This window comes from Bradyrhizobium sp. Ec3.3, assembly GCF_000472925.1.
GTDB lineage: Bacteria > Pseudomonadota > Alphaproteobacteria > Rhizobiales > Xanthobacteraceae > Bradyrhizobium.
This window is the reverse complement of sequence record NZ_AXAS01000068.1, coordinates 11,692-34,536: the sequence shown is the minus strand read 5'-3', so window position 1 is coordinate 34,536 and position 22,845 is coordinate 11,692. Positions and strand designations below refer to the sequence as shown.

Sequence of the window (22,845 nt, the reverse complement as noted above, 5' to 3'; positions counted from 1 at the left end):
GGTCAGATCGACATGCGAACGACTTCTTGGTAGGCCTGCACGACCTTGTCGCGAACCGCGACCGCCGTTTGCAGCGTCTGCTCCGCCGACATCAGCGCCTCGACGACGCGCCGCGTCGATTCCTTGCCCTGGATCGCCGAGATCGACGCGGCCTCACCGGCCTTGAGCGTCCCGATCGCATCTGTCGTGACCTGATTCATCACGGAGTCGAAGCCAACATCCCCACCCGACTGAACGGCGCCCGCCGCAGGCGCGGTCACCTGCGCTTCAATCGAGCGGGCCACCGCCTGGCCCGCAGAGATGGCAGTGGACGCAATTGCCTCTAACATCGTCAGCTCCTTAGGAGATCGATAGTCATACCGACCATCGACCGCACCTGTTTCACGACCTGAAGGTTGGCCTCATAGGATCGATTGACCTCGCGCATGTCGGCCATCTCGATCATCATGTTGACGTTGGGCAGCTTGACGTAGCCGGCCTTGTCGGCAGCCGGATGCCCCGGCTCGTATTCGACCCGGTATGGAGTGGTATCGACGCCAACTTCCTTGACTTTGACGAGCTGGCCGCCCGCGGCGCGGTCCATCTCCGCATCGAAGGTCACGGTCTTGCGCTGATACGGGTCGGCACCGGCGGTGCGCCCCGTCGAATTCGCATTCGCGAGGTTTTCCGAGACGATGCGCATCCGCGTCGACTGCGCCTCGAGTCCGGAGCTTGCGACCGCGAGCGAAGCCTGCAGGGAATCCACCATGTCAGGTCACCTCAGGCTTTCACGCCGGTCAGCAGCATCCGGTGGAACGACCGCACGATCGCGGCATTCATCGAATAGTCGCGGTTCACCTCGCCGCTCTTGAGCATCTCCTGCTCCAGGCTGACGGAGTTGCCGGAGTGCACGACGTCCCAGCTGTCTTTCTTGGCGTTGGTTCGCGTGTCGGTCTCGGCCGCGCTCAACTGCATGTGCGACGGCGATGTCGTCGCGAGCCTGACCGGCGTGGCATCGAGGACCTTGTTGAACGGCTCGACGTCACGCGCCCTGAAGCCGGGCGTGTTGACGTTGGCGACGTTCGCTGCGATCGTCGACTGGCGCAGCTCCAGCCATCGGGCTTGCGAGGAAGCAAGTTCAAGCAGATAAAGCGGTCCCACGGCAGCTCCCGATCTCGTCTATGCAGACGAACATAGGAAGTTAAGCTTTTCTCAAGCTTTCGTCGCAAGACCCGTCATTGAACCTTTTCGCTTCGCGGCGCCTTCTGCGATTGCAGGAAATAGATGATCTCGGCGACCGGCCGGAAGAATTCCGGCGGGATCAGCTGATCGACCTGCACCGCCTCGTAGAGCGCGCGCGCCAGGGCCTTGTTCTCGATCACAGGAATCCTGTTCTCTTCGGCCACCGCGCGGATCTTGAGCGCGATCGCGTCCATGCCCTTGGCGAGGACCATCGGCGCCGGATTCTCGTCGCGCTGATAGCGCAGCGCCACCGCAAAGTGCGTCGGGTTCGCGATCACGAGCGAGGCGCGCGATGCAGCCGCGATCATTCGCTGGCGCGAGCGATCGCGCGCCAGCGACCGCAGCCGCGCCTTGATCAGCGGGTCGCCTTCGGCCTGCTTGTGCTCATCCTTGAGCTCCTGCCTCGTCATGCGCAACTCGCGCCGCCAGTGGAAGCGTGCCCAGGCGAGGTCGATCGCCACCAGCACGATGGTCGCGATGCAGATCGCCGAAACGATGCGCATGGCGATGGTCAGGATCATCTCCGGCAACGCCACCGGATCGGTGTACATCGCCTCGAACGCCCTCGCCTCGGAGGATCGCAGCACGAAGCCGACAACCAGGCCCACCGAAACGAGCTTGAAGACCGATTTTGCGAATTCCACGAGCCCTTGCGTTCCGAAGATCCGGCTCCAGCCCTGCGCGGGCGATATCCGCGAAAAATCCGGCTGGATGCGGGCGAGCACCAGCCGCGGCACGTTCTGGAGCAGCGAGGCTGCCAGCCCGAACACCGCGAGAATGAGGACCGGCGGAACCAGGAAGCGCAGCGCCTCCAGCCCGACGACCGACAGGAGGTCTTTCGCGTCCGCGGCCGTTCGCAGGCGAAAGCCGTCGGGGTCGTCGAGCAGAGCTTTCAGGGTCGGAACGAGCTGCTGCACGCCCTGCCCGATCTGGAACGCCTGAATCACCATCAGTGCCGCCATCGAGGCGAAGACGGAGGCCTCCCGAGACACCGGAATCCTGCCCTGCTCGAGGGCATCGCGGATCTTCTTCTCGGTCGGCTCTTCTGTTTTGCTCTCCTGATCGGATGTCTCTGCCATGCTGTTCAGCGGTCAGCGAAAGACCAGCTCATCCTCCTGGTCGGGGTTGAGCTCGATCTCGCCCTTCTCCGCCAGATCGAGCGCGAGGTCGGTGATGACGCGCCGCGCCTCCAGCACGTCGCGCTGGTTCGACGGCTCGCCGATCGCCAGCTCGTGCTCGACGACGCGCCTGACGCGCGAGGCGACGGAGGACAGGATCAGTTCGCGGAAATTCTTGTCCGTGCCCTTCAGGGCGACGACGATACGGTCGGTCGGCACCTGATCGAAGATCATGGTGCGCGCCTTCGGCGTGAGGTTGACCACGTCGTCGAACGTGAACAGCAGCTCCTTGAGTACCTCCGCCGACTTCGGACGCTTCTCCGACAGGCTCTTCAGCATGTCCTCGATGTGACCACGCTCCATCTTGTTGATGATGTCGGCAACCCGCGCATAGGTGTCGGCACCGAGGTTCCGGGCGAAGTTCAGCGTCAGGTCCTCATGCAGCGTCTTCTCGACGATGCGGATCGCGTCGTCGACGATCGGCTTGAGGCTCAGCACCCGCCGCATCAGCTCGTTGCGCAGGCTCGAGGGAAGCTGGCTCATGACCTTGGCGGCACAGGCTGGCTTGACCTTGGAGAGGATCACTGCAGCGGTTTGCGGATGCTCCTTTGACAGGTAGCTCGCCAGCGAGTTCTCCGAGACGGACGACACGCGATCCCAGACCGATCTCGAGGAATTTCCGAGCAGGTCCGACATGATCTGGGAGACCTGCTCGGCCGGCAGGACGTCGCCGAGCACGGCCTCCAGGCCGCCGAGCGTGCCGAGAATATTGGCGCCCATCGAAAACTGCTGGGCGAATTCCTCGACGATCCCTTCCAGCTCCTGCGCCGTGATCGGGCGCAGCTCAGCCGCGGCCTTCGTGACGATGCGGATATCCTGCGGCTCGAACTGCTGCAGGACGCTTGCGGCAGCCTGCCGGCCCATCGCGAGCAGGAGTGCCGCGACTTTCTCTGTTCCTCCCAGCGCAGCAACACCGCGCTGCTTGAGAGGAGCTGCGATGCCCATCGGTTCCGCCACGATCAGGCTTCACCGTGACCGCCCAGCGGCCCCACGATCTCCGTGAGCGACACGCCGAAACGCGAATTGTCTTCTTCGACGACCACGACTTCGCCGCGCGCGACGATACGGCCGTTGACCACGACGTCAACGGGTTCGCCGACCCTGTGATCGAGCGGGACCACCGCACCGCGGCCGAGCTTCATGAGGTTCGCCACCGGCATGGTCGCAGCGCCCAGCACCACCTGCACGGTGACGGGAATGCGCAGGATCGCGTCGACATTGGCGAACTTGCCGGAATCCTCGGCCGTACGCGCCGCGATCTCCGCCAGCCGCTCCAGCGGGGAGGCGTCGATTTGTGCCTCGCCGGACGCCGCCGCCCGGGTGGCAGATGACTCATAATCGAAAGTTTGCGCCATTTGGTCTTGCCTCTTGAAAACGCTCCTCCCGGAGTTCTGCTCCGGAACGATCCCCTTGCCTGCGCGCCGACGCCGGGTGACGACCCCGGCGTCCGCGAGCCGCAGCCCTACGGCTCACCCGCACCGCTGCCGCCCTTGGTCCCCGCGACAGCCTGCGACCGCCGCGCGTCCAGCGCCGTGATTGCCTCGTGAGCCTGATCGATCTTGCTGCTGAGCACGTTGGCCAGCCGACCGAGATTGGCGGTCGAGTCGTGGGCCGCCTTGATCACGGTATCGAAGGCGCCCGCCGTCTCCTGCACGATCGTCGAGAATTCGCCCTGGTAGCTGCGCAGCCGCGCCAGCTCACGGTGCATCCGGGTCACCCGCATGCTGGTGAAGGCGAGCGCAACGAGCAGAACCGCATCAACGAGATAGGATATCATCGACAAACTCCCGCTTCTGATCGACGGGATCCGCTACCTGCATGGCATAATAGCCATCGAGCTGGCCGATCTGACACCAGAACAGCACCTGGTTGTTGTTCTCGAGCCTGGCGAGCGTTCGCGGCGTGGCGTTGAGCTCGATGACCTGCCCGACCTGAAACTTTGCGACCTCTCCGAGGGAGAGCACGCACTCGTCCAGCACGGCGTTCAAGGTGACCTCGGTGCGCTGGACCTCGCTCTCCATTTGCCCGCGCCAGTTCGGATCGGCGGCACGGCCGTCCGAGACGACGACATGGGCGAGCTTCTGCCTGAGCGGATTGAGCGCCGAATGCGGGATGATCAGGAACATCTGCCCGCCGCGGTAAAGCGCCTGGAGCATGATGTTGGCGCAAACCGACATATTGCTGCTGCGCCCGATCGCAAGCGAGGCCATCGCGGTCTCGACCCGCTCGAGCTTGAAGGTGACATCGGACGTCGCGGCGAAAGCCGATTGGAGCGCCTTGGCGAAGCGCTCGAACAGCACCTGCACTACGCGCAGCTCGATGTTCGAGAAGGCGCGCTCGACATCGATCGGCGGCTCCGCGCCGTCCGAGCCGAACAGCGCCTCGACCATCGTAAACACGAAATCGCGATCGAGCATGACGAGGACCCGGGCGTCCCATTGCTCGGCATAGAGGACCGCGGCAACCGCGTTGCCTTCGTAATCCTTGACGATGTCGCCGACGCGGCCGTTGCTGATGTCGTTGACCGAAAAGTAGCAGGGGGTACCCGCCATCGGCTGAAGACTGTCCGTGCAGGATGCCGCCATGCGATCAAAGATCACATTGAGCATCGGCATGCGGTCGATGGATATGCCCGCCGCATCGAGCAGATAGTTCGGCAGCCGCTTCTGCTGCTCGACGTCGATCCCTTCCATCATCATGCTCTGGCGGCCTTCGGTTCGGCGTCGGCCACGACGGCTTTCGGCCCAGCGATCGTCTCGTTCTCGACCACGTCGATCGACGGCCGCTCGGTACTGGCGATCATCTTGCGGCCGTGCTCGACCGCGATTTGCGGCATGGCACCGTTCATAAAGGCGAGCAGCGTCTGCTTGACGATGATGTAGGGCCGACAGCGCTTCTCGCGGGTCATCTTTATCTTCAGGGCGAACGGCGAGATGATGCCGTAGGAGAGGAAGATGCCGGCAAACGTGCCGACCAGCGCCGCACCGATGAAGCCGCCGAGCAGCTTGGGTGACTGGTCGAGCGCGCCCATGGCCTTGATGACGCCAAGCACCGCAGCAACGATGCCAAGCGCCGGCAACGCCTCCGACACCACGACGAGCGCATTGTAGGGCGTGAGCTTGCTCTTCACGATGGTATGGATCTCCTCGTCCATCAGCGCTTCGATCTCGTGCGTGCGGGCGTTACCCATGATGATCAGGCGCACGTAGTCGCAGATGAACTGCAACAGCGCGGTATCCGCCAGCACGCTCGGGAACGTCTTGAAGATCTCGGAGGATGAGGGATCGTCGATATGCGCCTCGACCTCGTTGCGGCCCTTGCCCCGCAACTCGCGCATCAGCGCGTGAAGGGCGCCCAGGAGATCGAGATAGTAGCGCTCCCCGGGCACCGCCCCGGTAACGGCCTGAACCGCCGCAAGCCCGGTGTCCGCGACGACCTTCCAGGGGTTGGCGACGATGAAGGTGCCGGCCGCCGTGCCGAAGATGATGACGAATTCCCACGGCTGCATGAGCACGGCAAGATGCCCGCCCATGGCGGCAAATCCGCCGAGCAAGGCGGCCACCGTGATGATGATCCCCACGAAACTGCCCAACGCGCCGCTCCATCGCCAATCCCGTCGGCCATGTCTATGCGGCGACGCTTGCGCGAAGCTGGCTTCCCCTGGCCAGCCCCGCGCAAGCTATTCGCGGCAGCTTGGGACGATGTCGCAATGGCGGCCAAAGGGGCGCATGTCATGCTATCCACGATCGCGGACTACACAAGAATAACCAAGGACATGGGCAAGTCGCTGACGCTCATCGCGAAGCAGCCGGATGTCAGCCGCGAGACCGACTATTTCCTCGCCAATATCGGCAAGGTGAAGACTATCGACGACTTCCTGAAGAACTACCGCCTCTACTCCTACGCGATGAAGGCCTATGGCCTCAGCGACATGATCTACGCCAAGGCGTTCATGCGGAAGGTGCTGACCGAGGGTATCGCGACCACGACGACCTTCGCCAACAAGCTCACCGACGCCCGCTACCGGGAATTCGCCGCAGCTTTCAATTTCGCCGCGCTCGGCAGCCAGGCGACCCAGACCACCCAGGCCACGACCGGCACAGCCACCCAGTACGCCACGCAGACGATGGAGCAAAACGCTGGCGATCAGAACGAGGGCCTGCGGCTGGCGCTCTATTTCACACGCAAGGCCTCCTCGATCACGAATGCCTACCAGATCCTCGCCGACAAAGCGCTGACGCAAGTGGCGCAGACGGCTCTCGGCCTCCCGGCGACCGTCAGTTCGGCCGACATCGACAGCCAGGCCACGATGCTGACGAAGATGATCAAACTCACCGATTTCCAGGATCCGGCCAAGGTCACCAAATTCGTGCAGCGTTTCGCGGCGATGTGGGATGCGAAACAGGCCGCGAGCGACGCCAGCAACGGCAGCTCGACCAACCCCGCGCTGGTCCTGATTGGCGGCGCGTCGACGACTGCCAGCATGGATACCGACATGCTCTCGAAACTTCAGTCCATCCGGCTCGGAAAGTAAGTCATGCAATCGGCTCTTTATGTGGGATTGTCGGCGCAGGTCGCGCTGGAAAAGCGCCTCCAGACGATCGCCAACAACGTCGCCAACGTCAACACATCCGGCTTTCGCACCGACGTCGTGAAATTCGAGACGGTGCTGTCGAAGGCGGGCGCCAATCCCGTCGCCTTCTCCTCGCCCGGCGACAACATCATCTCGCGCGCGGCCGGCAATGTCACCGAAAGCGGCAACCCGCTCGACGTCGCCGTGGTGGGACAGGGCTGGATCGCCTTCGCCGGCCCGAACGGCACGGTCTATACGCGCGACGGCCGGCTCCAGATCGCGCCGAATGGCGACCTTCAGACCGTGAGCGGCTTCCCCGTCATCGATAGCGGCGGCGCGCAGCTCACACTCGACCCGAACGGCGGACCAGTCTCGATCTCGCGCAGCGGCACGATCACCCAGGACAAAAACGAGATCGGCACCATCGGCCTATTCAACATTCCTGCCGACGCCAATCTCGACCGCTACGGCAATTCGGGCGTCGTCCCCGATCGGCCTGCGACCGCGATCTCCGATTTCGGCCGGGACGGCTTCAAGCAGGGCTATGTCGAGGGATCCGGCGCCAATCCGATGCTCGAGCTGACGCGGCTGATGTCGGCGTCGCGCGCCTTCGACGGCACCAATTCGCTCATCGAAGGCACTGAAAGCTCGCTTCAGAACGCGATTCGCACCCTGGGCGACCCCGCCAAATAGCCTTCCCTCTGAGGACTTCCCTTGAACGCTCTCCGGCAAATTGAGTGGGCGCTGCAGGAGCTGCAGCAGAGCACCCCCATTGCAAGCATCAGCGGCGCCATTTCGGAGATCGCGCCGACGCATTTTCGCGTGTCCGGCCTGTCCCGTTTCGTCAAGCTCGGCGAGCTCATCGGGGTGACGTCGGGTGGCCGGTCCCAGATCGGGGAAGTGGTTCGCATCGACGGCGACGGCATCATCGCAAAGCCGTTCGACCGGCAATTCGCGGGCGGGCTCGGCTCGGTCGCATTCCGATTGCCTCCGCTGTCGCTTGCGCCCGATGCGAGCTGGAAAGGACGCGTCATCAACGCGCTCGGCGCACCGCTCGACGGCATGGGCGCGCTGATTCCGGGATCGCGCGCGGTCTCGGCCGAAGCGGAAGCGCCCTCGGCCATGAAGCGGGCGCGTGTCCACAAGCCGCTGCGCACCGGCGTGCGCGTGATCGATCTGTTCGCGCCGATCTGCGCCGGCCAGCGCGTTGGCATCTTTGCCGGCTCAGGTGTCGGCAAGTCGACGCTGCTCGCGATGCTGGCGCGCAGCACCGGTTTTGACACCGTCGTCCTGGCCCTGGTGGGCGAACGCGGCCGCGAGGTGCGTGAATTCGTCGAGGACGTGCTCGGCCACGGCCGCGACCGCGCCATCACGATCGTGTCGACGGGCGACGAGAGCCCGATGATGCGACGGCTGGCGCCGAAGACCGCGATGGCGATCGCCGAGTATTTTCGCGATCGCGGCGAATCGGTCCTGCTGGTGGTCGATTCGATCACCCGGTTTGCCCACGCCTCCCGTGAAGTCGCGCTGGCTGCCGGCGAGCCTGCGGTCGCGCGCGGCTACGCACCGAGCGTCTTCACCGATCTGCCGCGCCTGCTCGAGCGGGCCGGGCCCGGAGAGGAAGGCACGGGCACGATCACTGGAATCTTCTCCGTGCTGGTCGACGGCGATGATCACAACGAGCCGATTGCCGACACCATTCGCAGCACGCTGGATGGACACATCGTGCTCAGCCGGCACATTGCCGACCAGGCGCGTTACCCGGCCGTGGACATTCTCGCCTCAGTCTCGCGCCTTGCGCACTGCGTCTGGGATCCCGAGGAGCGCGAGCTCGTGAGCAAGCTCCGATCCATGATCGCCAAGTATGAAGACACGCGCGACCTTCGCCTGATGGGCGGATATCAATCAGGGCGTGATCCGGGGCTCGATCATGCCCTCGACATGGTGCCGAAGATCTACGGCGCGATGCGCCAGGATGCTTCGGCTCCGCCCAGCGCGGATGCGTTTCGCGAGCTGAGAGACGTGTTGAAGGCCGGCTAGCGCTGCCATGCGGCGAATGGGCCTTCGCGCCAAACGCATGACTCGGTGCCCACGCGCGATCTTGGAAGCGGAGCGTCAACACCGCGGCGACCAGAATCGCCGTGCACTGCGGGCATAGCTCGTTGAACTCGATCGGCGCCGCTCCGATGGATTCGCTCATGCCTCAGGCAGAGACGGCGCATGGTAAGGCCGGCTTGCATACAATTCCTGCGCGGGAATGTTGCATATCGCCTCCCGAATTCCGTCAAGTGACGCCTCAAGCAGTCAAACGAGGGTGCATGGCGTCATCTCATGCATAGGCTCTCATCATGCTGCCTCACCGGCGAACAACATTGTTCGTTTTCACACAACTGTCGCATCCATCCATGCTCATCGTTTGGCGCATGAGGTGATTCACGCAGCTGGAGTGCCGTGGGCACGCCGGTTCAAGTTGCACACTGTGGAGAACTCGCGCAGGGACGCAAGACTTGGTTATACGCAGGTATATCCAAGAGCGTCTCTACTTGCTTTTCATGACAAGGTCAGTCATCGTTTTTGCGCTGGATAAGAAATGCGGGCTGAGTGACTTGGAATGCAGGGGCTTCGGTTGAGCAAATTCGAGCCATCGTCCGACGCTGATGGCGACAGCGACTTCCGTCCAACACTGCCACATCAGACACGCCATCGACGGCGCGATCCGCGGCGACCCGCGTCGCGACGGTCGGGGTAGGTCATGCCGCTGGCACGCGAAGCAGTCGAGCTGCTGATCCAGGCGGCGAGAGCCTGGTATTTCGAAGGCGACCGACACGGGTTGCGTGATCGGGAATGGATGGCGCTGCGCTTCCTCGGGCGCGCCAACCGGTTCTCGCGGACACCGTCCGCACTGGCGGGCTTCATCGGCGCGACCAGGGCCACGGCTTCGCAGATCGTGAAGACGCTCGAGACCAAGTCATACATCATCCGCAAGCCTTCGCACGAGGACAAGCGCTCGGTGGTGCTTTGCGTCACCGCCCAGGGCGAAAAGTGCCTCGCGCAGCACGATCCGATCAATCCCGTGCTGAACGCCGTGACCGCACTCGACTCTGAGGAACGCATCCGGCTGCGCGATTCCCTGAGAGAGATCCTCAATCATCTCGACGCGACACATCAGCGCCTCAACGCCAGCATCTGCCGGGACTGCATGTTTCTCGCCGAGCGTAGCGCGCCCAAGGGGCGCGCCGGCACGGAGTATACCTGCCGGCTCTATCGTGCTCCGATTTCGCCCGACGAGATCGAGCTCCTTTGTGCGAGCTTCGAGCGCGCCAACGACCGGCTGAGGACCGACGAGCCTTCCGACAGGATACGCGTCGCGAGCGTGTGAGCCTTTGCGGTATTCGCGCTGGGCGGATCGACGGCGGCGTCATTGCAGGCGCAGCCCGGGCGGCTTTGCGCCGCTGGTATTCTCCTCGCAGGATGCTAAGCTTCCCGTCCGACCTTGGACGGGGAGCTGACGGCGCCTTGCCGGCCTGCGGCCGTAAGCGCGCGGGCAGCGGGATCAGGGGACTGATCCAACGCCACACAGCGTCCGCGCTCCGTTCAGGGCACGGACGACCACGCCTGGCGGAGAAAGTGTATTGCGTATGGCCTGCGGCAATGAAGTTTCGATGACGGCGTGCGACCTTCGCCGTTACCCGTTGGCCTCGCGGATCGACCGCGTCCTGGACGCAGCACCCGGACACCGCCGGAAGATTGACGCCACATCTCGCTATCCCGGTTGATAATGGTCCCGGCTCGGTACTCATCAGCAGACGGGAGGACAGCATGGAAGGCGCCATGATCGCAGCCGCGCCGGCCTTGGTGCGCTTTTCCGGCATCCAGAAGACCTACGACGGCGAGCACCTCGTGGTGAAGAACCTCGACCTCGACATCAGGAAGGGCGAGTTCATCACCTTGCTCGGCCCGTCCGGCTCGGGCAAGACGACCACGCTGATGATGCTGGCGGGCTTCGAGGTCCCGACCCATGGCGAGATTTACCTCGCCGACCGGCCGATCAAGAACATGCCGCCGCACAAGCGCGACATCGGAATGGTGTTCCAGAACTATGCGCTGTTTCCGCACCTGACGATCGAGGAGAATGTCGCCTTCCCGCTGTCCGTCCGCAAGGTCAACAAGGCCGAGGCACAGGAGCGCGTGCGCGCGGCGCTGCGCATGATCAAGATGGAGGCCCTGGCGCAGCGGCGTCCGGGACAATTGTCCGGTGGCCAGCAGCAGCGCGTTGCGCTGGCCCGCGCGCTGGTTTTCAATCCCCAGATCGTGCTGATGGACGAGCCGCTCGGCGCCCTGGACAAGCGCCTGCGGGAGCAGATGCAGCTGGAGATCAAGCAACTGCACGAGACGATGGGCATCACCGTCGTCTACGTCACGCACGACCAGAGCGAGGCGCTCACCATGTCGGACCGCATCGCCGTGTTCAACGACGGCATCGTGCAGCAGATCGACCGGCCCGACGCGCTCTACGAGCACCCCGTGAACAGCTTCGTCGCTCACTTCGTCGGTGAGAACAACGTGCTGGCCGGCACCGTCGAGACGATCGAGCAGGGATATTGCCGCGTCGCGCTTGCCTCCGGCGGCACCATAATGGCCCGGGCGGTCAACGTGGCAAGCAGTGGCGCCACTACTTCGCTGTCGGTGCGACCGGAGCGGATCTCCATTATCATGGACGGGGCGACGAGCGAGGGACCGAACCGCCTGCCGGCCACCGTACAGAGCACCATCTATCTCGGCGACCACACGTTGGCCGTGCTCGAGGTCGCGGGCAACGAGGAGTTCATGGTCAAGCTCCAGCCGGGCGAACATCACAGCTTGAGGCAGGGTGAAAACGTGTCCGTCACGTTCCGCCCTGAAGACTGCCTGGCCCTCGATCCGGTGTAATCGAACCACTTCCTCCAGGCGATCGGGCCGGGACACATCACTTCCAGGACGCAACTCGCAACAAGAAGGGAACGAAGACGATGATGAAACTCAAGATGGCACTCGGATTCGCCGCCACGCTGACCGCCGGCGTCGCGCTGGCAACAGTCGCGCAGGCGCGCGATCTCACCGTCGTATCGTGGGGCGGTGCATATCAGGACGCCCAGAAGAAGGTTTACTTCGAACCGTTCAAGAAGGCGGCCGGCATCCCGATGAACGACGAGTCCTGGGACGGCGGCATCGGCGTGCTGCGGGCCAAGGTGCAGGGCGGCGCCGCGACCTGGGACGTCGTCCAGGTCGAGAGCGAGGAACTCGCGGTCGGCTGCGATGAGGGCCTGTTCGAGAAGATCGACTACACCAAGATCGGCGGCGAGGCCGCCTATCTGCCGCCGTCGGTCAATCCCTGCGGCGTCGGCGCCATCCTGTACGACTTCGTCCTCGGCTACGACAAGGACAAGCTGAAGGAGGCGCCGAAGGGCTGGGCGGACTTCTTCGACACCAAGAAATATCCGGGCAAGCGCGCCCTGCGCCAGGGTCCGAAGACCACGCTGGAGATCGCCCTCATCGCCGACGGCGTCCCGCCGGCGGACGTCTACAAGGTGCTGGCCACCGACGAGGGCGTCGATCGCGCCTTCAAGAAGCTCGACACCATCAAGGGCGACCTCGTCTGGTGGAAGGCCGGCGCCCAGCCGCCGCAGTTGCTCGCCTCGGGCGAAGTGGCGATGACCTCGGTCTATAACGGCCGCATCGACACCGCGAACAAGAACGAGAAGAAGAACTTCGGCATGGTGTGGGACGGCGCGCTCTATACGCTCGACAGCTGGGTCATCCTGAAGGGCAGCCCGAACAAGGACACCGCCTACAAGTTCCTCGACTTCGCCGGCAAGGCCGAAAACCAGTCCAAGCTGTCGGAGAACATCGCCTACGGCACCTCGAACAAGGACGCCGCGGGGCTGATCCAGCCGGCCGTTCTGAAGGATCTGCCGACGGCGCCGGACAACATGAAGAATGCGGTCGAGATCAACGTTGCATTCTGGCTCGAGAACATCGACCGCCTGACCGAACGCTTCAACAAGTGGACCGCGAAATAACGCGCCCGCAGGGCTTGAAGCGATGACGGAAGCGTTCCTGACCAGCGCCGATGCGCCGACCGACGTGCCGCTCAAGCGCCGCCTCAAACGGGCGGAGCGGGCGCGCCAGGTCAAGGCATTGGCGCTGGTCCTGCCGCTTCTCGCATTCCTGCTCTTCACCTTCTTAGGACCAATCGCCGGCATGCTCTGGCACGCCGTCGATGACTGGGAGGTGCGCAAGGTGCTGCCGCACACGGTGGCGACGCTGGCCGACTGGGACGGCAGGGACCTCCCGGACGAAAAGGCCTATGCTGCGCTGGCCGACGACATCCTGGCGGCGCGCGCCGCCGGGACGCTCGCCATCGCGGCCAAGCGGCTCAACTACGCCGTCAACGGCTTCCGCACCATCCTCACCAGCACGGCGCGCAATCTGAAGGCCCCGCCTGAGCCCGGCACGGCGAAGGAGACGCTGGGCAAGATCAATCCGGCATGGCGCGAACGCACCACCTGGGCGGCGATCAAGGGCGCGAGCGGGCCGGTGACAGGCTTCTACCTGCTGGCGGCGCTCGACCTGACGCGGAACGTGGACGGCGCGATCGTCGCCGCCCCGCCCGATCAGGCCATCTACCGCGACGTCTTCGTCCGCACCTTCATCATCAGCTTCAGTGTCACGGTGCTGTGCCTGATCCTGGGCTTCCCGGTCGCCTACCTCCTGGCAACGCTGCCGGCCGGGAGATCGAATCTCCTGATGATCTTCGTGCTGCTGCCGTTCTGGACGTCGCTGCTGGTGCGCACCTGCGCCTGGATCGTGCTGTTGCAGAGCAATGGCGTGGTGAACGACAGCTTGCGCTTCCTCGGCATCATCGATGCGCCGATGCGGCTGATCTACAACCGCTTCGGCGTCTATGTGGCGATGACCCACGTGCTGCTGCCCTTCATGATCCTGCCGCTCTACAGCAGCATGAAGGCGATCTCGCCGGCCTATATGCGGGCCGCCGCCTCGCTCGGCGCGCCGCCGCTCACCGCCTTCCTGCGGATCTACCTGCCCCAGACCCTGCCCGGCATCGCCGCGGGAAGCCTGCTCGTCTTCATCCTGGCGCTCGGCTACTACATCACGCCCGCACTCGTCGGCGGCGGCGCCGATCAGATGATGAGCTACTTCATCGCCCTCTACACCACCGAAACCGCCAATTGGGGCCTTGCCTCGGCTTTGGGCGCGCTGCTGCTGGTCGCAACGCTGCTGCTCGGCGTCCTCTACGGAAGGCTGGTGCAGGGGCAGCAGGTCACCGGAGGAATGAAGAATTGAGCGGCGATGCTTCCCTCCGCACGACCAGCCAGCGCATCGCGTGGGGCGCGACCATCATCATTGCCACGCTGGTCTTCATCTTCCTGATGGCGCCGATCCTCGCGATCATGCCGCTATCCTTCAGCTCCGGCGCCTACCTCACCTATCCGCTGCCCGGCCTTTCCTTGCGCTGGTACGATGAGTTCATCCATTCGGCGCGCTGGATGACGTCGCTGAAGAACAGCATGATCATCGGCGTCGCCGCGACGGTGCTGTCGGTCGTGCTCGGCACGCTGGCCGCGCTGGGGTTGGCACAGTGGAAGAGCCGGTTCAAGCCGCTGGTGCTGGCGATCGTGCTGTCGCCCGTCGTGGTGCCCGGCGTCATCACTGCGGTCGGCCTCTACTTCTTCTTCGCGCCGATCGGGCTGACCGGCAGCTATCTCGGCCTGATCCTGGCCCACACCGCGCTGGCAACGCCGTTCGTGGTGATCACGGTCGGCGCGACGCTGCAAAGCTTTGACATGAACCTGGCGCGCGCCGCAGCCTCCCTCGGCGCGCCGCCGCTCTACGCATTCCGCCGCGTGATCCTGCCGCTGATCCTGCCGGGTCTGGCATCAGGCGCGCTGTTCGCCTTCGCCACCAGCTTCGACGAGGTGGTGATCGTGCTGTTCATGGCCGGCCCCGAGCAGCGCACCCTGCCCCGCGAAATGTTCAGCGGCATCCGCGAGAACATCAGCCCGACCATCACGGCGGCGGCGGTGATCCTGACCACCGTCTCCGTCATCCTGCTCGCCACCATGGAAGGCCTGCGCCGGCGCAACGAGCGGCTGAAGGGCAGCAGCGCCTGAGGCGCGCTAGCCGCGTCGCCAAAACCAAAACATCGAAAACAACCCCATGCAAAGTAGCCGGTGGCGGACGGCGCGATGGCTTCCGATTTTACGAAATCATTTGACACGTCGGGCAAATCAGGGGCATGATGCCATCATTGGGGTTCGTAGGATCGGTAGAAGCTTTGGCGAACCCCAACGAAACAGGCGCAATCCGACCTCCCCGCGCCGGAGGCGATCGTAGCCCGGATGAAGCGCAGCGAAATCCGGGAAACACGCCGATGGAGTCAACCCCGGATTACGTTGTGCTCCATCCGGGCTACGGAGCGCGCAGCAGACCGACCTTCAGCCGTGATACGCGAACACCTCGACCGGCTCGTTGAAGCCGCGCACCGGGTGTTCGCCGACGCGTTCGAGTTCGACTTCGTTCTTCACGAGGTCGGCGAAGGCGCGCGAAAGCAGCACGGTTCGCCCCAACTGTTTTGTGAGCGTCTCGAGACGGGAGGCCATGTTGACGGCAGGGCCGATGACGGTGAAGTCGAGCCGGGAGCGCGAGCCGATATTGCCGTACATGACGTCGCCGACATGGGCACCGATCCCGTAATGCAGCGGCGCGCGGCCGGTGACGCTGTTGTTTTCGTTCAGCACCGCCATGGCCTGACGGGCCTCACTCACGGCCCGCAGCAGGTTTGCACAGGCCGAGGGCTGGCTGAGCGGAAAGATGGCGAGCAGGCCGTCGCCGATGAATTTCAGGATTTCCCCGCCATGCCGCACGATCGGCTCGGACATCGCGTCAAAATAGTCGTTGAGGAGATCGATGACGTCATCGCGCGGCCAGTTGTCGGAGATGCGGGTGAAATCGCGCAAGTCGCAGATCAGGATCGCGGCGTGCACGGTCGTGCCGCTGCCGCGCCTTGTGGCGCCGGCCAGGATGAGTTCGCCGGCATGCGAGCCGACATAGGTCTCGAGCAGGGTTCGCGCCAGGCGGTTCTTGATCCGGATCTCGCTGACCAGCGCCAGCACCGGCAACAGTCTCTTGAGAGCGGCAACATGCGCGTCGTCGAAGCCGTCGGGACGGTCGGTCGCGAAGGTGACGATGTGCCGCTTGCCGAGCGTATGGTACATCGGCCATGCCACATAGTCGGTCAGGCCCTTCGCCCGCATCTCGTCATAGACGGCATGCTTGCGGCCCGCTGATGGGCCCCGTTCGAGATGCTCGCGCACCTCGGTAGCGCCGTCATGGATTTCGTTGGCGGGACTGCCGATATATTGGGATGTTTCCCTGACATCGTAATCGACCCGCGAAATCTCCGCCCCGCGCATCCCGTCGGCCCACATCATCCGCGCGCCCAGCCATTGCGGATGGTTGACCACGACATGAAGCGTCGCCCGCGCGACCGGAATGCCGGCCTGCTGGAGGCGGATGCACATCTCGGCAAAGATGTTGTCGATGAAGCGCTGATCGCGGGTCTCGTTGGTCAGCCAGTGCAGGACGTCGCGCTCGGGCTGCGCGGTGACGGGATCGACGTTGGACGGCGCGTTCATGGCTTGCTCCGGGGCGGGGGGTGCGGAGTCGGGATGCAGGATATGTCGTGTCTCGGGCGGGGGGCGTCAATGGCGGCGGCCACCCCGTAGGATGGGTAGAGCGAAGCGAAACCCATCGCGGTCGTCCGGCGATGAAGCATGATGGGTTTCGCAAGTGCTCAACCCATCCTACGCACTCCCCGCCGCGTCCCGGATCGACGCGCCACCTTTGGACGGTCACAGTCCCGTCATCTCCGCTTCGTGGACCATTGCTCTGGTCGCCGCGCTAAAGTGAGAGGCTCAAGATGCATTTGATCAAGACGCTGTCGTCCAATCGCCGGTCGATTCTGAAAGGCCTCGCGGCCGCGGCGGTCGCGCCGCTTGCGGCACCGGTGATGGCGGCGGAAGGATTGCCGAAGGCGCCGACGGGACCTGCGGCCGCGATCGCCACTGACAAGGCCTATTGGGATGCAGCGCGCGGGCTCTATGCCGTGACACCTGACATCGTCAACCTGGAGAACGGCTATTGGGGCATCATGCCCGAGCCGGTGCGGCGCGAGTTCATCCGCCAGGCCGACATGGTCAACTCCCAGAATTCCTATTATGCCCGGCAGCGCTTTGGTGCCGATTTCGAGGCTGTGCGCGTCAAGGTGGCGGAAGCGGTCGGCGCTGCGCCCGAGGAGATCGCGCTGACGCGCGGTGCAACCGAGGCGCTGCAGCTCCTGATCGGCGGCTACAACAGGCTGAAGACGGGCGACACCGTGCTCTATGCCGATCTCGACTACGATTCGATGCAGTATGCGATGAACGCGCTGAAGGCGCGGCGCGGCGTCGACGTCGTCAAATTCGACGTGCCGGAGCCAGCGACCCGGCAGGCCGTGCTGGACGCCTACGCAAAAGCGATCGATGCCAACCCGAAGACCAAGCTGCTGCTGCTGACGCATGTCAGCCACCGCACCGGCCTCGTGATGCCGATCGCCGAGATCGTGCGCATGGCGAAGGCCAAGGACATCGACACCATCGTCGATGCCGCCCATTCCTGGGGGCAGCTCGACTTCAAAGTCGGTGAGCTCGAGGCCGATTTCGTCGGCTTCAACCTGCACAAATGGATCGGCGCGCCGCTCGGCGTCGGCTTCCTCTACATCAGGAAAGACCGCATCGCCGACATCGACCGCGACATGGGCGACGAGGATTATCCGGCAACCGATATCCGCTCGCGTGTGCACACCGGCACCGTGAATTTCGCGACCGTGCTGACGGTGCCGACGGCGGTCTCGCTACACCAGGAGATCGGCGCACCCGCCAAGCAGGCCCGCCTGCGCTACTTGCGCGACTACTGGGTGAGCCGTGTTCGCGCATTCAGGGATATCGAGATCCTGACGCCGGACGAGGCCGGCTCCTACGGCGCCATCACCTCCTTCCGCCTTGCCGGCAAGACGAGCAAGGCCGACAATGACGCCGTGGTGGCAAAACTCAGGGATGGCTTCAAGGTGCACACAGTGCGCCGCGCAGGTGTCGCCAAGGGGCAATGCATCCGCGTGACGCCGGCGCTCTACACCACGGAGGCCGATCTCGACCGCCTTGTCGAGGCGCTCGCAATCATCACGGGCACGAAGGCGGGCTGAGGCACCGCTTTCGAAGATCGGTAGGATGGGTAGAGCGAAGGCGAAACCCATCAAACTTTTATCGGGCGACGAAGCTGATGGGTTTCGCTGCGCTCCACCCATCCTACACAAGCTATATCGGATCGAAGGCGCGGATCGGAGGCAGGTTGCCGGTGAAGCGCTCCACCTCGACCGTCGTAAGCTGGCCGGTGCAGCCCTGCGCAAAGGACGAGGTGCCGATGTCGCGGGTGAGCACGTTCGGATTGCCGTGAACGCAGAGCGGCGCGTCGTCCTCCGGATCCATCGGGTCGTACCACGCGCCGGTCGGCAGCTGGACGACACCGGGCGCTATGCCGTCGGTGACATGCACCGCGGCAAGACAGGCGCCGCGCTCATTGAACAGGCGGATGATGTCGCCATCCTTGATGCCGCGAACGCTAGCGTCGCGCGGGTTCATGCGCGCGACCTCGCGGCCGCGATGTTTTGCTGCCGCCGAATGGCCGCCGAAGTCGAGCTGGCTGTGCAGGCGCGTCACCGGCTGGTTGGCGACGAGGAAGCATGGCGAGCCGGGCTTTGGTACATCGGTCTTCGCGAGCCAGACCGGATGGCCCGGACAATCCGCATCGCCGTGGCCGGCGATCTTTTGCGAAAAGATCTCGATGCGTCCGCTCGGCGTCGGTAGGGCATGAGCGAGGGGATCCTCGCGGAAGCGGCGCAGCCTGCCGCCGTCATCGGGCTGTTGCGGCACGACCAGGCTGCCGCGTCGCCAAAATTCCTCGAAGCTCGGAGCCTCGAGACCGCGCGCCCCGAGCGAAGCACGGGTCGGCTCATAGAGATGTTCCAGCCACTGCCGCGCGTTGCGTCCTTCCGTGAAGGGTTCGCGCGCGCCGAGCCGTTCGGCAAGATCGGCAAAGATCTCGTAGTCGTCACGCGCGAGCCCAAACGGCTCGGCGATCCGGTGCATGGCGATCATCAGAGGATCGTTGGTGGAATAGCCGATGTCCTCGCGCTCGAGCGTCATCGTCGAGGGCAGGACGATGTCAGCGTGCCGCGCCGTGGCGGTCCAGGCGAGCTCGTGCACGACCAGCGTATCGACCTTCGAGAAGGCCTTGCGCAGGCGGTTGATGTCCTGATGGTGATGGAAGGGATTGCCACCGGCCCAGTAGACGAGACGGATATCCTGATAGGTGCGCGTCTCGCCATTGTAGCGATAGGTGCTTCCAGGGTTGAGCAGCATGTCGGCGATGCGCGCCACCGGAATGAAATCGGCGACACCATTGCGGCCCTGCCCCAGCGTCGGCCCCGGCGCGTCGTTGACGCGGCGGCCGTAATAGCCGATCGCCCCCAATGAATAGGCGTAGCCGCCGCCGGCAAGGCCGATCTGGCCGACCGCTGCCGCCAGCACCATGCCCATCCACACCGGCTGCTCGCCATGCTCGGCACGCTGCAGCGAATGGGAGACGGTGATGAGCGCCCTCTTCCCGGCAAGGCGCCGCGCCAGCTTGCGGATCGTGTTCGCCTCGACGCCGCAGATCGCGGCGGCCCATTCGGCGTTCTTGGCCTGCCCATCGCTCTCGCCGGTCAGATAGCGCAAAAAGACCGGCCAGCCTTCGGTGTAGCGATCGAGAAAAGCCTGATCATGCAGGCCCTCAGCCACCAGCGAGTGGACGATGCCGAGCATCAGCGCGGTGTCGGTGCCGGGCACGCACGTCATCCATTCGGCGCCGGCCTCCACTGGCAGATCGTCACGCAGCGGGCTGACCAGGATAAACTCGCAGCCGCGCCGGCGCGCAGCACTCATGGCGCCGCGCTCGACGTGCTTGCTGATCGAGCCGCCAGCCACCATCGAGTTCTTCAGCGCCATGCCGCCGAACGCCAGCACGATATCGGTCTCGGTCGCGATCTGCTCCCAGGTGACGTTGCGCTTGGTGATGTCTTCATAGCCCGCCAGGATCTGCGGCAGCAGCACGGAGGACGCGCCCGAGGAATAGGTGTTGACCGACCGCACGTAGCCGCCCATCGCGATGTTGAGGAAGCGATGAACCTGGCTCTGCGCGTGATGAAAGCGGCCCGCGCTCGACCAGCCGTAGGAGCCGCCGAACACAGCCGAGGGGCCGCGCGTGTCGCGGATGCGCGTCAGCTCGTCCCCCAGAAGATCGAGCGCCTTCTCCCAGCTGACGGAGACGAATTCGTCGCGGCCGCGGCGATCATCGGGGCCGGGCCCACGCTCGAGCCAGCCGCGGCGGATCGCCGGCTGGGCGATGCGCGCCTGGTGGCGGAGCGCGCCGGGAAAATTGTCGATGATGCCGTTGGGATCGGGATCGCCTGCATAATGCCTGACCTCTAACCCGGCTTCACTGTTCCGCGCCGAGAACACGCCCCAGTGCGAGGTGTGCGGCTTGAAGCCGTCCGACAGGTCGAGGCCGGGATCGGGGAAGCCAATCGTGTCATCCATCGCGTGGTCCTCATCGCGGAGCGCCGCGCAGGCTGCTCCGGTCGCAATTACCGAGGCAATATAATGAGACGCGCCTGTGAAGGGCAACGGATTAGCGATGTCGGGAACCGAGAGCATAGGGGCCTCGCGCAGATTGCACAGCCGACAGCCTTCATGCATCCGGCCTCAGCGTCGTCATTGCAATGACGACGTCGCGCACCCTCGAACTCGCATCTCACGCTTAGACACGCCATTTCGCCGCAGGCTTTCCCTGCCTTGTCGGCATTGCCGCCTCCGCTATGATGAAACATGATGGGCTTCAGTCGGTGACGAGTCTTCTTTGAGAGGTGGACGATGAACGAAAACGAAATCCGCGGGTTCATCGCGGAGGTGAAGCAAGGCGCGCTATCTCGTCGCTCGTTCATCCAGAAACTGGCTGCGATCGGGATCGCAGCGCCGGTCGCGAGCCAGATCCTGGCCTGGAACGACGTGGCGATGGCGGACGCCACGCTGCCATACAAGCCGACCAAGGCCGGCGGCGGCGGCCCGCTCAAAATCCTGCTCTGGCAGGCCCCGACGCTGCTCAATCCGCATTTCGCGCTCGGCACCAAGGACCAGATCGCCTCGCGCATTTTCTTCGAGCCGCTCGCCGGCTGGGACAAGGAGGGCAACCTCATCCCCTGCCTCGCCGCCGAGGTCCCGAGCAAGCAGAACGGCGCCCTTGCGCCCGACGGCATGAGCGTGACCTGGAAGCTGAAGCAGGGCGTGACATGGCACGATGGCAAGCCCTTCACCGCCGACGACGTCGTCTTCACCTGGACGTACGCCGCGGATCTCGCGACCGCGGCGTACACCACGGGTTCCTACAAGGACATCACCGTCGAGAAAATCGACGACCACACCGTCAAGGTGAAGTTCAAGAGCCCGACCCCGTTCTGGGCCGATCCCTTCGTCGGCTCGGTCGGCCAGATCCTGCCAAAACATCATTTCGGCGACTATGTCGGCGCGAAGTCGCGCGAAGCACCGGGCAATCTGAAGCCGATCGGCACCGGCCCGTACAGGTTCGTCGAGTTCAAGCCGGGCGACATGATCCGGGCCGAACGCAATCCCGACTATCATGTCAGGAACCAGCCGCATTTCGACACGCTCGAAGTCAAGGGTGGCGGCGACGCGGTCTCCGCCGCGCGCGCCGTGCTCCAGACCGGCGAATACGACTATGCCTGGAACCTCCTGGTGGAGGAGGAGGTCCTCAAGCGCATGGAGGCCAACGGAAAGGGCAAGGTCGACGTCACGCCCTCCGGCAACGTCGAGTTCATCATCCTCAACACGACGGACCCGTGGACCGAGGTCGACGGCGAGCGCTCCAGCGTCAAGACCAGGCACCCGACGCTGTCCGATCCGGCCGTTCGCCGGGCGATCAACCTCCTGATCGATCGCGAGGCGATCGAGAAATTCATCTACGGCCGCGGCGGCATCGCAACGGCGAGCTTCGTCAACCAGCCTGCGCAGTTCAAGTCGGGCAAGCTCAAATACGCGTTCGACGTCGACAAGGCGAACAAGATCCTCGACGAGGCCGGTTGGACAAGGGGCGCGGACGGCATCCGCGAGAGGGACGGCAAGAAGCTCAAATTCGTTTTCCAGACCTCGATCAACGCCCCGCGCCAGAAGACGCAGGCCATCATCAAGCAGGCCTGCCAGCGCGCCGGCATCGAGATCGAGCTCAAGTCGGTCGTCGCATCGGTGTTCTTCTCGTCGGACGTCGGCAATCCCGATACCTACTCGAAATTCTATGCCGACATGGAGATGTACAACACGACGCAGCCGCAGCCCGATCCGGAGCGGTTCCTGAACCAGTGCGTCTCCTGGGAGATCGCCAACAAGGAGAACAAATGGCTCGGCCGAAACATCTCGCGCTGGTCCGATCCAGAGGCCGACAAGGCCTACAAGGCCGCGCAGAACGAGCTCGATCCGGTCAAGCGCGCCGCATTACTGATCAAGGTCGACGAAACCTTCTGCGATGCCAACGTGTTCCTGCCGCTGCTCTCGCGCAACATCGTCGGCGCAGGCGTCAACAACCTCATGGCCGACATCTCGGGTTGGGACGTCACGACCTGGAATCTGGCGAGCTGGTATCGCGGTGCGTAGCTCGGGCCGGCATCGC

General features: G+C 64.3%; 21 protein-coding genes. 10 read left to right on the top strand and 11 right to left on the bottom strand.

Annotated elements, in window-relative coordinates; translation table 11 throughout:
• Positions 1 to 2 precede the first annotated feature (2 nt).
• The 9 genes from YUU_RS0139295 to motA form a co-directional block, all read right to left on the bottom strand.
• Complete coding sequence (locus YUU_RS0139295) at positions 3 to 329, bottom strand: flagellar hook-basal body complex protein FliE (protein WP_027527194.1); 327 nt, start codon at positions 327 to 329, stop codon at positions 3 to 5.
• A 2-nt stretch (positions 330 to 331) separates the two neighbouring features.
• On the bottom strand, positions 332 to 748 hold the full coding sequence (gene flgC / locus YUU_RS0139290) for a flagellar basal body rod protein FlgC (protein WP_027527193.1): 417 nt from the start codon (positions 746 to 748) through the stop codon (positions 332 to 334).
• Between the two features lie 11 nt (positions 749 to 759).
• The gene (gene flgB / locus YUU_RS0139285; RefSeq protein ID WP_027527192.1) at positions 760 to 1,140 is read right to left on the bottom strand and encodes a flagellar basal body rod protein FlgB; all 381 of its coding nucleotides are present in this window, start codon (positions 1,138 to 1,140) and stop codon (positions 760 to 762) included.
• A 74-nt stretch (positions 1,141 to 1,214) separates the two neighbouring features.
• Positions 1,215 to 2,300, bottom strand: coding sequence for a flagellar biosynthesis protein FlhB (flhB, locus tag YUU_RS0139280; RefSeq protein ID WP_027527191.1), 1,086 nt, complete (start codon positions 2,298 to 2,300; stop codon positions 1,215 to 1,217).
• A gap of 12 nt (positions 2,301 to 2,312) precedes the next feature.
• On the bottom strand, positions 2,313 to 3,356 hold the full coding sequence (locus YUU_RS0139275) for a flagellar motor switch protein FliG (RefSeq protein ID WP_027527190.1): 1,044 nt from the start codon (positions 3,354 to 3,356) through the stop codon (positions 2,313 to 2,315).
• A gap of 2 nt (positions 3,357 to 3,358) precedes the next feature.
• Positions 3,359 to 3,754, bottom strand: coding sequence for a flagellar motor switch protein FliN (gene fliN, locus YUU_RS0139270; protein WP_027527189.1), 396 nt, complete (start codon positions 3,752 to 3,754; stop codon positions 3,359 to 3,361).
• A gap of 107 nt (positions 3,755 to 3,861) precedes the next feature.
• On the bottom strand, positions 3,862 to 4,176 hold the full coding sequence (locus tag YUU_RS0139265) for a hypothetical protein (RefSeq protein ID WP_027527188.1): 315 nt from the start codon (positions 4,174 to 4,176) through the stop codon (positions 3,862 to 3,864).
• A complete protein-coding gene (locus YUU_RS0139260) occupies positions 4,157 to 5,098 on the bottom strand; it encodes a flagellar motor switch protein FliM (RefSeq protein WP_027527187.1) in 942 nt (313 codons plus the stop codon). The genes YUU_RS0139265 and YUU_RS0139260 overlap by 20 nt, the downstream gene beginning before the upstream one ends.
• A complete protein-coding gene (motA, locus tag YUU_RS0139255; protein ID WP_027527186.1) occupies positions 5,095 to 5,991 on the bottom strand; it encodes a flagellar motor stator protein MotA in 897 nt (298 codons plus the stop codon). Before motA ends, YUU_RS0139260 begins: the two co-directional genes overlap by 4 nt.
• A 141-nt stretch (positions 5,992 to 6,132) precedes the next feature.
• Between motA and YUU_RS0139250 the strand changes: the two genes are divergently transcribed.
• The 8 genes from YUU_RS0139250 to YUU_RS0139215 all read left to right on the top strand — a co-directional run bounded on the left by YUU_RS0139250 (position 6,133) and on the right by YUU_RS0139215 (position 15,143).
• Positions 6,133 to 6,933, top strand: coding sequence for a DUF1217 domain-containing protein (locus YUU_RS0139250; RefSeq protein WP_027527185.1), 801 nt, complete (start codon positions 6,133 to 6,135; stop codon positions 6,931 to 6,933).
• A gap of 3 nt (positions 6,934 to 6,936) precedes the next feature.
• On the top strand, positions 6,937 to 7,665 hold the full coding sequence (gene flgF / locus YUU_RS0139245; RefSeq protein WP_027527184.1) for a flagellar basal-body rod protein FlgF: 729 nt from the start codon (positions 6,937 to 6,939) through the stop codon (positions 7,663 to 7,665).
• 21 nt (positions 7,666 to 7,686) lie between these two features.
• Positions 7,687 to 9,012, top strand: a complete 1,326-nt coding sequence (gene fliI / locus YUU_RS0139240) for a flagellar protein export ATPase FliI (protein ID WP_027527183.1) — start codon at positions 7,687 to 7,689, stop codon at positions 9,010 to 9,012.
• Positions 9,013 to 9,724: 712 nt separating this feature from the next.
• The gene (locus tag YUU_RS0139235; protein ID WP_027527182.1) at positions 9,725 to 10,351 is read left to right on the top strand and encodes a MarR family winged helix-turn-helix transcriptional regulator; all 627 of its coding nucleotides are present in this window, start codon (positions 9,725 to 9,727) and stop codon (positions 10,349 to 10,351) included.
• A gap of 440 nt (positions 10,352 to 10,791) precedes the next feature.
• The gene (locus YUU_RS0139230) at positions 10,792 to 11,901 is read left to right on the top strand and encodes an ABC transporter ATP-binding protein (RefSeq protein ID WP_027527181.1); all 1,110 of its coding nucleotides are present in this window, start codon (positions 10,792 to 10,794) and stop codon (positions 11,899 to 11,901) included.
• 80 nt (positions 11,902 to 11,981) lie between these two features.
• The gene (locus tag YUU_RS0139225; protein ID WP_027527180.1) at positions 11,982 to 13,031 is read left to right on the top strand and encodes an ABC transporter substrate-binding protein; all 1,050 of its coding nucleotides are present in this window, start codon (positions 11,982 to 11,984) and stop codon (positions 13,029 to 13,031) included.
• A 22-nt stretch (positions 13,032 to 13,053) separates the two neighbouring features.
• Positions 13,054 to 14,316 (top strand): ABC transporter permease, encoded by a 1,263-nt coding sequence (locus tag YUU_RS0139220; RefSeq protein ID WP_027527179.1) that lies wholly within the window; start codon positions 13,054 to 13,056, stop codon positions 14,314 to 14,316.
• Entirely contained in the window at positions 14,313 to 15,143 is an 831-nt protein-coding gene (locus tag YUU_RS0139215) for an ABC transporter permease (protein ID WP_027527178.1), read from the top strand. Before YUU_RS0139220 ends, YUU_RS0139215 begins: the two co-directional genes overlap by 4 nt.
• A 324-nt stretch (positions 15,144 to 15,467) precedes the next feature.
• Here YUU_RS0139215 and YUU_RS0139210 read toward each other — a convergent pair whose 3' ends face one another.
• On the bottom strand, positions 15,468 to 16,667 hold the full coding sequence (locus YUU_RS0139210; RefSeq protein ID WP_027527177.1) for an adenylate/guanylate cyclase domain-containing protein: 1,200 nt from the start codon (positions 16,665 to 16,667) through the stop codon (positions 15,468 to 15,470).
• Positions 16,668 to 16,951: 284 nt separating this feature from the next.
• Between YUU_RS0139210 and YUU_RS0139205 the strand changes: the two genes are divergently transcribed.
• Positions 16,952 to 18,271: an aminotransferase class V-fold PLP-dependent enzyme gene (locus YUU_RS0139205; RefSeq protein ID WP_027527176.1), complete on the top strand. Its 1,320-nt coding sequence runs from the start codon at positions 16,952 to 16,954 to the stop codon at positions 18,269 to 18,271.
• A 112-nt stretch (positions 18,272 to 18,383) separates the two neighbouring features.
• Here the strand turns inward: YUU_RS0139205 and YUU_RS0139200 are convergent, their stop codons facing one another.
• Positions 18,384 to 20,705, bottom strand: a complete 2,322-nt coding sequence (locus YUU_RS0139200) for a molybdopterin guanine dinucleotide-containing S/N-oxide reductase (RefSeq protein WP_027527175.1) — start codon at positions 20,703 to 20,705, stop codon at positions 18,384 to 18,386.
• A 333-nt stretch (positions 20,706 to 21,038) separates the two neighbouring features.
• On the opposite strand from YUU_RS0139200, the gene YUU_RS0139195 reads away from it, so the two are divergent.
• Positions 21,039 to 22,829: a peptide ABC transporter substrate-binding protein gene (locus tag YUU_RS0139195; RefSeq protein WP_027527174.1), complete on the top strand. Its 1,791-nt coding sequence runs from the start codon at positions 21,039 to 21,041 to the stop codon at positions 22,827 to 22,829.
• Positions 22,830 to 22,845 lie beyond the last annotated feature (16 nt).

Excerpts from the sequence above, each read along its gene's own strand:
- YUU_RS0139210 (WP_027527177.1), bottom strand. The coding sequence starts at position 16,667 with ATGAACGCGCCGTCCAACGTCGATCCCGTCACCGCGCAGCCCGAGCGC.
- YUU_RS0139260 (WP_027527187.1), bottom strand. The coding sequence starts at position 5,098 with ATGATGATGGAAGGGATCGACGTCGAGCAGCAGAAGCGGCTGCCGAAC.
- fliN (WP_027527189.1), bottom strand. The coding sequence starts at position 3,754 with ATGGCGCAAACTTTCGATTATGAGTCATCTGCCACCCGGGCGGCGGCG.
- YUU_RS0139230 (WP_027527181.1), top strand. The coding sequence starts at position 10,792 with ATGGAAGGCGCCATGATCGCAGCCGCGCCGGCCTTGGTGCGCTTTTCC.
- YUU_RS0139200 (WP_027527175.1), bottom strand. The coding sequence starts at position 20,705 with ATGGATGACACGATTGGCTTCCCCGATCCCGGCCTCGACCTGTCGGAC.
- flhB (WP_027527191.1), bottom strand. The coding sequence starts at position 2,300 with ATGGCAGAGACATCCGATCAGGAGAGCAAAACAGAAGAGCCGACCGAG.
- YUU_RS0139205 (WP_027527176.1), top strand. The coding sequence starts at position 16,952 with ATGCATTTGATCAAGACGCTGTCGTCCAATCGCCGGTCGATTCTGAAA.
- YUU_RS0139225 (WP_027527180.1), top strand. The coding sequence starts at position 11,982 with ATGATGAAACTCAAGATGGCACTCGGATTCGCCGCCACGCTGACCGCC.
- YUU_RS0139265 (WP_027527188.1), bottom strand. The coding sequence starts at position 4,176 with ATGATATCCTATCTCGTTGATGCGGTTCTGCTCGTTGCGCTCGCCTTC.
- flgC (WP_027527193.1), bottom strand. The coding sequence starts at position 748 with ATGGTGGATTCCCTGCAGGCTTCGCTCGCGGTCGCAAGCTCCGGACTC.
- YUU_RS0139195 (WP_027527174.1), top strand. The coding sequence starts at position 21,039 with ATGAACGAAAACGAAATCCGCGGGTTCATCGCGGAGGTGAAGCAAGGC.
- YUU_RS0139295 (WP_027527194.1), bottom strand. The coding sequence starts at position 329 with ATGTTAGAGGCAATTGCGTCCACTGCCATCTCTGCGGGCCAGGCGGTG.
- YUU_RS0139250 (WP_027527185.1), top strand. The coding sequence starts at position 6,133 with ATGCTATCCACGATCGCGGACTACACAAGAATAACCAAGGACATGGGC.
- YUU_RS0139235 (WP_027527182.1), top strand. The coding sequence starts at position 9,725 with ATGCCGCTGGCACGCGAAGCAGTCGAGCTGCTGATCCAGGCGGCGAGA.
- flgF (WP_027527184.1), top strand. The coding sequence starts at position 6,937 with ATGCAATCGGCTCTTTATGTGGGATTGTCGGCGCAGGTCGCGCTGGAA.
- YUU_RS0139220 (WP_027527179.1), top strand. The coding sequence starts at position 13,054 with ATGACGGAAGCGTTCCTGACCAGCGCCGATGCGCCGACCGACGTGCCG.